Origin of the sequence: Amycolatopsis sp. NPDC059021, assembly GCF_042739895.1 — a bacterium.
GTDB lineage: Bacteria > Actinomycetota > Actinomycetes > Mycobacteriales > Pseudonocardiaceae > Amycolatopsis.
Map to the genome: position 1 here is coordinate 19,719 of NZ_JBHYIQ010000070.1, position 9,970 is coordinate 29,688.

Genomic DNA, 9,970 nt, shown 5'->3' on the forward strand with positions numbered 1-9,970 from the left:
GGGCGCGCGCCCCCCCCCTGTCAGCGGGTCGACACCCAGAATAACACAACCAGCCGACCGGAGGTTTCTCACCACCACATCCCCCCCCCCACCCCCCCCCCCTTCAGCAGCTTCAGCCGACCGAGATCGCGAGCTGGTGCAGGCCGGGGCCTTCGGCGGTCACCGAGGCTTCGCCGTTGCCGGTGCGGTGCAGCGCGCGCACAGTCCAGTCGCCCGGCGCGGCGTAGAAGCGGAAGTCACCGTCGGCGGAGGAAACCACCTCGCCGGTGAAGTCGCCGCCGCCGTCCAGCAGCCGGACGAACGCGCCGCCGACGGGACCGGAAGCCCCGGTCACCTTGCCGGCGAGGACGACCTGGCCGTTCGTGTCGAAGTCAGCGGGCGTGGCCACCTGGGCCGGGGCGCCGCAACCGTCATCTGCCATTACTTCGCTCCCAACTCGACCGGCACGCCCACCAGCGAGCCGTATTCCGTCCAAGAACCGTCGTAGTTCTTCACGCCCTGGTAGCCCAGCAGCTCACGCAGCGCGAACCAGGCGATCGACGAACGCTCGCCGATCCGGCAGTACGCGATGGTCTCCTTCGCGGGGTCGAGACCCTCGTCGGCGTACAGCTCCTTGATCTCTTCCTCGGTCTTGAAGGTGCCGTCCTCGTTGGCGACCTTCGCCCACGGCACGTTCAGCGCGCCGGGGATGTGGCCGGGGACCTGGGACTGCTCCTGCGGCAGGTGCGCCGGGGCGAGCAGCTTGCCGGAGTACTCGTCGGGCGAACGCACGTCGACGAAGTTCTTCGAGCCGATGGACTGGACGACCTCGTCGCGGAACGCGCGCAGCGACAGGTCCTGGTCCTTGGCCTTGTACGAGGTCGGCTCGCGCTTGACGTCGTCGGAGTTCAGCTCGCGCCCGTCGAGCTCCCACTTCTTGCGCCCGCCGTCCAGCAACTGGACGTTCTCGTGCCCGTACAGCTTGAAGTACCAGTACGCGTACGCGGCGAACCAGTTGTTGTTGCCGCCGTAGAGGATCACGCGGTCGTCGTTCGAGATGCCCTTCTCGGACAGGAGCTTCTCGAAGCCCGCCTTGTCGACGAAGTCGCGGCGCACCCCGTCCTGGAGGTCCTTGCGCCAGTCGAACTTCACCGCGCCGCGGATGTGCCCCGCGTCGTAGGCGGTGGTGTCCTCGTCGACCTCGACGAACACGACGCCGGGGGTGTCCAGGTTCTCCTCGGCCCACTGGGTGGTGACCAGGACGTCTTCACGGCTCATGGAGCTGACTCTCTTTCTGGGTTTCGTACGGGCTGGGGCGGGAGTTTCTACGACGCGCGGGCGGCCGGGGTGAAACGCTTGATGAGCAGGTACATCTCGCAGCCGAGGCAGAAGTTGAACGCGGCGTTGAGGAACGCGGCGAACAGCGCGAACGCTGTCGCGATGATGCCGAGCAGGTCGACGCCGGTCGCGAAGCCGATCGTGCCGACCAGCGCGAACACGAAGCCGACGGCCTGGGCGAAGCGCAGCGGCGCCGCGTCCTCCCGTTCGGTCGTCGGGCCGAGGCGCGGGGCGACGAGCGCGCGGTAGAGGATCGAGTACGGCGCGGGTTTGAGCCCGATGAACGCGCCGATCGCGAACACGATCGTCTGCAGCGCGAGCAGCGGCCACCACTGGGTGACGAGCACGACGGCGAGCACGATCGTGGTCAGGATGGCGGCGAACCGCGGTCCCCGCGGGTCGACGGCCGGTCCGGCGGACATGGGATCCTCCTGCTTGGCGAGGCGGAATTGCGTGCAGACGGCACGGCTTCAGCGGTGTTCCGGCAGGCCCAGCACGGGGTCGTGCGTCAGCTCGAGCCGGGGAAACGCGGACACAGGCTGCTGCGCACGCGGCACAGATCCACTGCGCGGCGTTGCGTCAAGAGCGGGGTGGGCAGCCTGTTCACGGGTGCGAGGGTACCCAGTGCTCCCTCAGAGTGGGAACACCGTTCATACCGTGGGACGACTCCCGAATATTGAGACCCGGCGTGTCTCAGCGGGCGGTCGCGCCCAGGTGGGGGCGCAGGGCGTCGAGTAGTTCCTCGCCGCGCGGGACACCGCCGACCCGCAGGAGTTCACGGCCGTCGGCGGTCATCGCGAGCGTCGTCGGGGTCCGCAGGACGGACAGTGCCTGCGCCACCTCCGGCTGGTCGGTGACGTCGAGGTCGACGTGCGTGAGGCCGCCGGTCTTCTCCGCGAGCGAGGACAGCAGCACGCGCGTGTGACGGCAAGGGGCGCAGAACGTCGTCGAGATCTGGACCAGTGTCACGGCCGCCGCCGGGTCGAGCACCTCGGTCACGGCCTCGGGCAGCGGCCGCGTTTCGGCCGGGCGGGGTGCGCGGACCCGGCCGTTGCGCGCGCGCAGGCCGAGGCCGACGGCGGCGGCTACGACCAGCGTGCCCAGCAGCACCCACAACCCGGCCATCGCTCACTCCTTCGCGGACAGCTGCGCGAACGAGACGTCGTTCGCCTTGCCCTTGATCGTCACCGATCCGCTGTCGACCCGGACGGAGGTCGGCGTGACCGACAGCGGCAGGCTCGCCGTGCTGATCGACGCCCGGAAGTTCGGCAGCAGTGCCTTCTGCACAGCAGCCGGAACGATCGTCGTCTCCTTGTCATTCCCGAACTGCAGCCGGGTCGGGACGATGCTGATCTCCTTGCCGTGCAGTTCGATCATCGCGAAGCAGAAGATCTCGACCTTCTGCCCGGCGATCTGGACGTTGCCCGACAGCCGCACGCCCGCGGTCGGGCTGTCCTGGTTCTCGCTGTCGGTCGGTGTCGTCGTGGTGGTGGTCGGCGTCGTGCTCTTGCCCGATTCACCGCCGTTGCGGACGTAGTCCTCGGTGGACTGCTCGATGCGCAGGTTCTCGACCTTGTCCAGCGGCGCGTTGCGCGCGAGGTCGGCGGCCTTGATGGTGACCGCCGCGGTCAGATCGCCGATCTTGATCGACTTGGTGTTTCCCGACGTGACGTCCGACAGCGGTGCTGTCACATTCTTCAGGTCGGCGTTGACGGCGACGTCGCGCAGCCTGTCGCCGACCGGCAATCCGGCGGCCGAAAGGGTGATGTGACCGTAGTCACCGGAGAGCGCCTGCGTGAGGAACGGGAAACCGTGGATGGACACCGACGGGTCGTCGGTCAGATTGAGCTGTGCGCGGGCCTTCTGCGAGATCGTGTGCTCGGCGAACGCCGCGGCCCCGAAATCGGCGCCGACCAGCAGGAGTACCAGGATCCCGAGTGCGATGACCCACCGCCGGATCCGCCGTCCGCGGCGCCCGTCGTCCGGGCGTGGGGCAGGGCGTCCGGGGGCCGTCGCGGGCCTGTTCACCATCGCGTCCGTTCTCCTCTGTTCTCCGGGCTCGTGGCCTCGTCCTCGTCTTTGACCAGGTGTGATCGATCCAGCAAGGGGAGGTGTTCCGGCCGTTCACCCGCTATTCTCACTCAGCACCGACCGAAGCCACGTTCGAGGCGACGATTTGTGAAGGCGGTGCGGCTCATGAGCCTGGACCTTCTGGTACTCACTGCGGAGGCCGACGCCACTACGGTGCTGCCCGCGCTGGACCTGCTTCCCCACACCGTACGCGTCCGCGCCCCCGAGGTGACGGCCCTGCTCGACGCCGGTCATCGCGACGTCATCCTTCTCGACGCGCGCAGCGACCTGGCCTCGGCGAAGAGCCTGTGCAGGCTGCTGAAGGGCGCCGGTGAGGACGAGGCCACCACCCCGATCATCGCCGTCGTCGGCGAGGGCGGGCTGGTCGCGGTCAGCGCGGAATGGCGGACCGACGACATCCTGCTGCCCACCGCGGGCCCGGCCGAGGTCGACGCCCGGCTGCGGCTGGTGACTACGCGCGACGGCAACAGTGGCCAGGTCGAGGCCGAACTGCGCGTCGGCGACCTCGTCATCGACGAGGCCACCTACACCGCCCGTCTGCGGCGCCGGACGCTCGAGCTGACCTACAAGGAGTTCGAGCTGCTCAAGTACCTCGCGCAGCACGCGGGCCGGGTGTTCACCCGCGCGCAGTTGCTGCAGGAGGTCTGGGGTTACGACTTCTTCGGCGGCACCCGCACGGTCGACGTCCACGTCCGGCGGCTGCGCGCCAAGCTCGGCCCCGAGCACGAGCAGATGATCGGCACCGTGCGCAACGTGGGCTACAAGTTCGAGCGGCCCGCCAAAAGCGTGACGCCGAAGCCCGCCCCGGCTCCGGCCCCCGCCCCTCAGGTGCCCCTCCCCGCCGACCTCTCCACCCACTAGCGCAAGTCTCTGAAGGCCACCTTGAGGGCGTTCTGGTCCCTCATGGTGGCCTTCAGAGACCTCTAGGCTGGACCACATGGAGCTGTCTGGGTGGAGTGAAGAGCGGGACGACGCCGCGGTGCGGGAGATCCTGCTGGCGGCGAAGGAGACCGACGGGCGGCCCGAAGTCTCCCCGGACGGACCGCTGCCGCGGGAGTTCGAGGGCGGGGAACACCTGCTCGCCCGCGTTGACGGAGTGCCGGTCGGGTACGTCCACCTCGACACCGACGGCGATTCGCACGGTCGTCAGGTCGCCGAGCTGATCGTCCACCCCGCTCATCGCCGCCGCGGTCACGGCCTCGCACTGGCGCAAGAGGTCAAGGAGCACGCCGCCGAGGGCTTCCGTGTCTGGGCGCACGGCGATCACCCCGGCGCCGCGAAGATCGCCGAACAGCTCGGGCTGGGGCGGACTCGCGAGCTGCTCATCCTCCAAGCCGACGTCGAGAAGGCCGAGTGGCCCGAGCCGACGCTTCGCGAGGGCGTCAAGCTACGCACGTTCGTCCCCGGCCAGGACGAGGACGCGCTGGTCGCCGTCAACGCCCGCGCCTTCGACTGGCACCCCGAGCAGGGCGCGCTCACCGCCGACGAGGTCCGTGCCGAGGAGAAGCAGCCGTGGTTCGACGCGGACGGCTTCTTCCTCGCCGAAAACGAGGCCGGCGAGCTCATCGGCTTCCACTGGACGAAGGTGCACGAGCCGGTGCCGGGCCGCTTCGGCGGCGAGCCGGTCGGCGAGGTGTACGTCGTCGGCGTCGACCCCGGCGCCCAGGGCGGCGGACTCGGGAAAGCGCTCACGCTGGCCGGACTGCGCTATCTCGCGGCGCGCGGACTGCGTCAGGTGATCTTGTACGTCGAGGGCGACAACGCCCCGGCGCTCGCGGTCTACACGAAGCTCGGGTTCACACGTTTCGAGACCGACGTCCAGTACGGACTGTGAACAGCAAGAACGCTTTGCGATTAATCCGTCACGAAGCGCGGACGCCCAGGTCACAGCTGTGACACGGCACTCACGCGGACTAGTAGCACTGCTCACATCGGCCGCGTTGTTCACTTTTCGTTCACCTGGAAAGGGCCGCCTGTCCACCGGGGCTGCCTAATGTCCGGATCCGGCGCGGGCGCACCGGCCCGCCGGTTCCGCAAGACTCCTAGTGGAGGAAATGCAGTGAAGATCATGCGGCCCCTGGGTGCGATTGGCATCGTGGCGAGCGCCGCTCTCGTGCTCACCGCGTGTGGCTCCGATCCCGCGGCGAACAAGAGCGGCTCGAACTCGGCTTCGGCGCCTGCCGCCACCGGAACCGCCCAGGTCGACTGCGGCGGGAAGAGCCCGCTGTCCGGTGAGGGTTCGACGGCACAGAACAACGCCGTCGAGATCTTCAAGCAGCAGTACGGCAAGAAGTGCTCCGGCCAGCAGGTCAACTACACCGCGAGTGGCTCGGGCGCCGGTGTCAAGCAGTTCAACGCCAACCAGGTCGACTTCGGCGGTTCGGACTCCCCGATCACCGGTGCCGACGCCGAGGCCGCGCAGAAGCGCTGCGGCGCCGAGGCGTGGAACATCCCGCTCGTGGTCGGCCCGGTCGCGGTCGCCTACAAGCTCCAGGGTGTCGACAAGCTGACGCTGACCCCGACCGTCATCGCCAAGATCTTCAACGGCGGCATCAAGAACTGGAACGACCCGGCCATCAAGGCCGTCAAGGGCAACGAGAGCCTGAACCTGCCGGACAAGCCGATCCAGGTCGTCTCCCGCTCCGACGAGTCGGGCACCACCGACAACTTCCAGAAGTACCTCGGCGCGGCCGCCAAGGACGTGTGGAAGCAGGGCGCGGGCAAGTCGTTCAAGGGCGGCGTCGGCAACGGGGCGCAGGGCTCGAACGGTGTCGCCACCGCGGTCAAGGCCGCCGACGGCGCCATCACCTACGTCGAGGGCGCGTTCGCCAAGGAAGGCCTCACCCCGGCACTGATCGACAGCGGCTCCGGCGGTGTCGAGCTGAACGCGGCGAACGTGGCGAAGTCGCTGGACTCCGCCAAGTTCCTCAAGGAGGGCAGCAACGACCTCGCGCTCGACCTGAACGCGATCTACGCGAGCAACACCCCGGGTGCCTACCCGCTGCTGCTGACCACCTATGAGATCGTCTGCTCGAAGTACGCGGACGCCAACGTCTCGAAGGCCGTCAAGGCGTTCCTGACGGTGTCGGCCACCGAGGGGCAGAAGCCGTTGTCGGACAAGGGTTACGTGCCGATCCCGCAGAGCCTGCAGGACAAGGTGCTCACCGCGGTCAAGGCGATCGCCTGACCCGGCCGCCCGTGCCCGGTATGACGACTAGACACAGGCTGGATTACCACAGTCGATGAGCGACTCATCTTCGACGCGAACGCCCACCGGTGACCCCGGTGGGCGTTCGTCGTCCCTCCACACCCCTCCGGAGGACCCGATTTCGGACAAATCCGCCCCGCCGGCCGCCGAGCCCGCGGGTGCCCCACGCGGCAAGGTGCGGCCCGGTGACCGCATCTTCAAGAACCTGACCACCGGCGCCGGTCTGTTCGTGGTGATCCTGATCGGCCTGATCGGGCTTTTCCTCCTCGTGCAGGCCATTCCGGCGCTGCGGGCGGACAAGGCCAGCTTCCTGTTCTCCAAGGGCTGGACGACCAACGACCCGACCAACATGTCCTTCGGCATCCTCGATCTGCTGGAGGTGACCATCGCGACGTCGGTGGTCGCGCTGGTGATCGCGATGCCGGTCTCCCTGGGGATCGCGCTCTTCCTGACGCAGTACGCGCCGAAGAAGCTCGCGCGCCCGTTCGCCTACATCATCGATCTGCTGGCCGCGGTGCCGTCGATCATCTTCGGTCTCTGGGGCATCCTCGTGCTCGCACCGGCGATCGAACCGTTCTCGCAGTGGGTGAACGACACCTTCTCCTGGATCCCGGTCTTCGCGCCGGGCAACGTCGCGCCCAGCGTGCGCGGCACGATCTTCACCGCGGGCGTGGTGCTCGCGGTGATGCTCCTGCCGATCATCACCTCGCTGACGCGCGAGGTCTTCGAGCGGACCCCGACCGCGCACATCGAGGGCGCGCTCGCGCTCGGCGCCACGCGCTGGGAGGTCATCCGCACCACGGTCCTGCCGTTCGGCAAGGCCGGGTACATCGGCGCTTCGATGCTGGGGCTCGGGCGTGCGCTGGGTGAGACCATCGCGCTCGCCGTCATCCTGCTCATCCCGGTCAACCGCTTCTTCACCTGGAGCGTGTTCGACGGCGGTGCCACGTTCGCCTCGAAGATCGCGGCGAACTACAGCGAGTTCAACAACGCGACGTCCGCCGGCGCGTACATCGCGGCCGGGCTCGTGCTGTTCCTGCTCACCTTCATCGTCAACTTCGCGGCCCGCGCGATCATCGGGAAGAAGGGGGCATGAGCATGTCGGCTTCCACGCTCGAAAAGCCCGCCACCGCCCCGGCTTTCCAGCAGGTCAGCCTGAAGCGCAAGGCGAAGAACGGCTTCGCCACCGTGCTGGTGTGGCTGTCGTTCCTGGTCGCAGTGGTGCCGCTGGTGTGGGTGCTCTACACCGTGATCGCCAACGGCATCAAGCGGATCCCGTTCTCGAACTGGTGGACCCAGGACTTCGGGGAGGTGCTTTCCGACGAGGTCGGTGGCGGTGTGCTGCACGCGATCATCGGCACCCTGCTGCAGGGCGTGGTGTGCGCGATCATCGCGGTGCCGCTGGGCATGCTCGTCGCGATCTACCTCGTCGAGTACGGCCGCGGCAAGCTCGCCAAGATCACCACGTTCATGGTGGACATCCTCTCCGGTGTTCCGTCCATTGTGGCCGCTCTGTTCATCTACGCGCTGTGGGTCACCACGCTCGGCCTGCCGCGCAGCGGGTTCGCGGTGTCGCTCGCCCTGGTGCTGCTGATGATCCCGGTGGTCGTGCGGTCCTCGGAGGAGATGCTGCGGATCGTCCCGGACGATCTGCGTGAGGCCTCGTACGCGCTCGGCGTCCCCAAGTGGAAGACGATCATGAAGATCGTGCTGCCGACCGCGTTGTCCGGCATCATCGGCGGTGTGATGATGGCGCTCGCCCGCGTCATGGGCGAGACCGCGCCGCTGCTGGTGCTGGTCGGCTATTCGGCGTTCGTGCACTGGGACATCTTCACCGGCGAACAGGCTTCGCTGCCGCTGCTGATGAACAACGAGCGCGTCACCAACTCGATGAACCCGGGCAGCGTCGGCTACGACCGGATCTGGGGCGCGGCGCTGACACTGGTGCTCATCATCGCGCTGATCAACCTGCTCGCCACGGTCTTTTCCCGCATCGTCGCCCCGAAGAAGAAGTGAGTCATGGCCAAGCGAATCGACGTCAAGGACCTGGACATCTACTACGGCAAGTTCCATGCCGTGGACAGCGTCACGCTGGCGGTGCCGCCGCGTAACGTCACCGCGTTCATCGGGCCGTCGGGGTGTGGCAAGTCGACCGTGCTGCGGACGCTGAACCGCATGCACGAGGTCATCCCCGGCGCGCGTGTCGACGGCGAAGTGCTGTTGGACGGCGAGAACATCTACGCGTCCTCTGTGGACCCCGTGCAGGTGCGCCGCACCATCGGCATGGTGTTCCAGCGGCCGAACCCGTTCCCCACCATGTCCATCAAGGACAACGTGGTGGCCGGGCTGAAGCTGGCGGGCACGAACAACCGCAAGCAGCTCGACGACATCGCCGAGCGGGCGCTGCGCGGCGCGAACCTGTGGAACGAGGTCAAGGACCGGCTGAACAAGCCGGGCGGCGGCCTTTCCGGCGGGCAGCAGCAGCGGCTGTGCATCGCGCGGGCGATCGCGGTGCAGCCGGACGTGCTGCTGATGGACGAACCGTGCTCCGCGCTCGACCCGATCTCGACGCTCGCGATCGAGGACCTGATCGGTGAGCTGAAGAAGGACTACACGATCGTCATCGTCACGCACAACATGCAGCAGGCGGCGCGGGTTTCCGACCAGACGGCGTTCTTCAACCTCGCCGGGGTCGGCCAGCCGGGACGCCTCGTGGAGTTGAACGACACGGAGAAGATCTTCTCCAACCCGGACGAGAAGGCCACCGAGGACTACATCTCGGGCCGCTTCGGCTGATCGTCCTCTTTCGGTCCGTGGGGGCCTCCTCGAGGGACCCAGAGTCCCTCAGGGAGGCCCCCACGTCTCTTTGCCCGCAACGCTTTCCAGCCGCTCCATCACCTACGCATCCCCCACCCTCCCATTGGGGGGCGGCCCCGCAACATTCTATCGCCGGGGCACGACAAAACCCTGTCGACGAGCGGTGTGGGCGAAAATTGTCCACATACGACGGTGGCTGTGGACAACCTAGTGCAATGGCTTGGATCCATTGCTGTGTAAGGGATCTCGGTGCGCAGACGGGATCTGGGGTGAACTGCTCCCATCGGGTGCTTCCTCTAGTCCGTGAATGCCTCATTTTCTCACTGAGGGTTCTGGGGCGGGATGTGCTGAAGGACGCTTCCGGTGCGCTGTCCGTGGGTGCGACAAGGGCGTCCCTGGGTGCGTCGAGTGCATCGGGGGTGTCCCTCGGTGCGGTGGATGCACCCAGGGCGTCCCTCGGAGTCTCTCCGCCCACGCCGACAACCTCCCCCCGACGTCGCGAACGCTCCGTTACCGACGATCAACGTCCCCAACGGC

The 9,970-nt window shown here is 67.7% G+C and carries 12 protein-coding genes; 6 read left to right on the forward strand and 6 right to left on the reverse strand.

Annotation, left to right across the window (positions count from 1 at the left end):
• Window positions 1–112: 112 nt before the first annotated feature.
• The 6 genes from ACFWX1_RS32775 to ACFWX1_RS32800 all read right to left on the reverse strand — a co-directional run bounded on the left by ACFWX1_RS32775 (window position 113) and on the right by ACFWX1_RS32800 (window position 3,348).
• Complete coding sequence (locus tag ACFWX1_RS32775; protein WP_378326968.1) at window positions 113–421, reverse strand: DUF1416 domain-containing protein; 309 nt, start codon at window positions 419–421, stop codon at window positions 113–115.
• A complete protein-coding gene (locus ACFWX1_RS32780; RefSeq protein ID WP_378326967.1) occupies window positions 421–1,257 on the reverse strand; it encodes a sulfurtransferase in 837 nt (278 codons plus the stop codon). The genes ACFWX1_RS32775 and ACFWX1_RS32780 overlap by 1 nt, the downstream gene beginning before the upstream one ends.
• 47 nt (window positions 1,258–1,304) lie before the next feature.
• On the reverse strand, window positions 1,305–1,739 hold the full coding sequence (locus ACFWX1_RS32785; RefSeq protein WP_378393628.1) for a DUF4395 domain-containing protein: 435 nt from the start codon (window positions 1,737–1,739) through the stop codon (window positions 1,305–1,307).
• An 86-nt stretch (window positions 1,740–1,825) separates the two neighbouring features.
• A complete protein-coding gene (locus ACFWX1_RS32790; RefSeq protein ID WP_378393629.1) occupies window positions 1,826–1,924 on the reverse strand; it encodes a putative leader peptide in 99 nt (32 codons plus the stop codon).
• An 86-nt stretch (window positions 1,925–2,010) separates the two neighbouring features.
• Window positions 2,011–2,442 carry a TlpA family protein disulfide reductase gene (locus tag ACFWX1_RS32795; protein ID WP_378393630.1) on the reverse strand — a complete coding sequence of 144 codons (432 nt, stop codon included), beginning with the start codon at window positions 2,440–2,442 and terminating at the stop codon, window positions 2,011–2,013.
• A gap of 3 nt (window positions 2,443–2,445) precedes the next feature.
• Complete coding sequence (locus ACFWX1_RS32800; RefSeq protein WP_378393631.1) at window positions 2,446–3,348, reverse strand: DUF2993 domain-containing protein; 903 nt, start codon at window positions 3,346–3,348, stop codon at window positions 2,446–2,448.
• 165 nt (window positions 3,349–3,513) lie between these two features.
• Here ACFWX1_RS32800 and ACFWX1_RS32805 point away from each other — a divergent pair, with 165 nt between their 5' ends.
• The 6 genes from ACFWX1_RS32805 to pstB all read left to right on the forward strand — a co-directional run bounded on the left by ACFWX1_RS32805 (window position 3,514) and on the right by pstB (window position 9,412).
• The gene (locus tag ACFWX1_RS32805; RefSeq protein WP_378393632.1) at window positions 3,514–4,269 is read left to right on the forward strand and encodes a winged-helix domain-containing protein; all 756 of its coding nucleotides are present in this window, start codon (window positions 3,514–3,516) and stop codon (window positions 4,267–4,269) included.
• 76 nt (window positions 4,270–4,345) lie between these two features.
• Window positions 4,346–5,242 (forward strand): mycothiol synthase, encoded by an 897-nt coding sequence (gene mshD / locus ACFWX1_RS32810; protein ID WP_378393633.1) that lies wholly within the window; start codon window positions 4,346–4,348, stop codon window positions 5,240–5,242.
• Between the two features lie 225 nt (window positions 5,243–5,467).
• Window positions 5,468–6,595 carry a phosphate ABC transporter substrate-binding protein PstS gene (gene pstS / locus ACFWX1_RS32815; protein WP_378393634.1) on the forward strand — a complete coding sequence of 376 codons (1,128 nt, stop codon included), beginning with the start codon at window positions 5,468–5,470 and terminating at the stop codon, window positions 6,593–6,595.
• A gap of 196 nt (window positions 6,596–6,791) precedes the next feature.
• Complete coding sequence (gene pstC / locus ACFWX1_RS32820; RefSeq protein WP_378393661.1) at window positions 6,792–7,712, forward strand: phosphate ABC transporter permease subunit PstC; 921 nt, start codon at window positions 6,792–6,794, stop codon at window positions 7,710–7,712.
• A 2-nt stretch (window positions 7,713–7,714) separates the two neighbouring features.
• Entirely contained in the window at window positions 7,715–8,632 is a 918-nt protein-coding gene (gene pstA / locus ACFWX1_RS32825) for a phosphate ABC transporter permease PstA (protein WP_378393662.1), read from the forward strand.
• Window positions 8,633–8,635: 3 nt separating this feature from the next.
• On the forward strand, window positions 8,636–9,412 hold the full coding sequence (gene pstB / locus ACFWX1_RS32830) for a phosphate ABC transporter ATP-binding protein PstB (protein ID WP_378393635.1): 777 nt from the start codon (window positions 8,636–8,638) through the stop codon (window positions 9,410–9,412).
• Window positions 9,413–9,970: the final 558 nt, after the last annotated feature.

Bases quoted from the DNA above. Each gene is read 5' to 3' on its own strand.
- ACFWX1_RS32795 (WP_378393630.1), bottom strand. From the start codon at position 2,442: ATGGCCGGGTTGTGGGTGCTGCTGGGCACGCTGGTCGTAGCCGCCGCC.
- ACFWX1_RS32800 (WP_378393631.1), bottom strand. From the start codon at position 3,348: ATGGTGAACAGGCCCGCGACGGCCCCCGGACGCCCTGCCCCACGCCCG.
- pstA (WP_378393662.1), top strand. From the start codon at position 7,715: ATGTCGGCTTCCACGCTCGAAAAGCCCGCCACCGCCCCGGCTTTCCAG.
- ACFWX1_RS32780 (WP_378326967.1), bottom strand. From the start codon at position 1,257: ATGAGCCGTGAAGACGTCCTGGTCACCACCCAGTGGGCCGAGGAGAAC.
- pstB (WP_378393635.1), top strand. From the start codon at position 8,636: ATGGCCAAGCGAATCGACGTCAAGGACCTGGACATCTACTACGGCAAG.
- ACFWX1_RS32785 (WP_378393628.1), bottom strand. From the start codon at position 1,739: ATGTCCGCCGGACCGGCCGTCGACCCGCGGGGACCGCGGTTCGCCGCC.
- ACFWX1_RS32775 (WP_378326968.1), bottom strand. From the start codon at position 421: ATGGCAGATGACGGTTGCGGCGCCCCGGCCCAGGTGGCCACGCCCGCT.
- ACFWX1_RS32805 (WP_378393632.1), top strand. From the start codon at position 3,514: ATGAGCCTGGACCTTCTGGTACTCACTGCGGAGGCCGACGCCACTACG.
- mshD (WP_378393633.1), top strand. From the start codon at position 4,346: ATGGAGCTGTCTGGGTGGAGTGAAGAGCGGGACGACGCCGCGGTGCGG.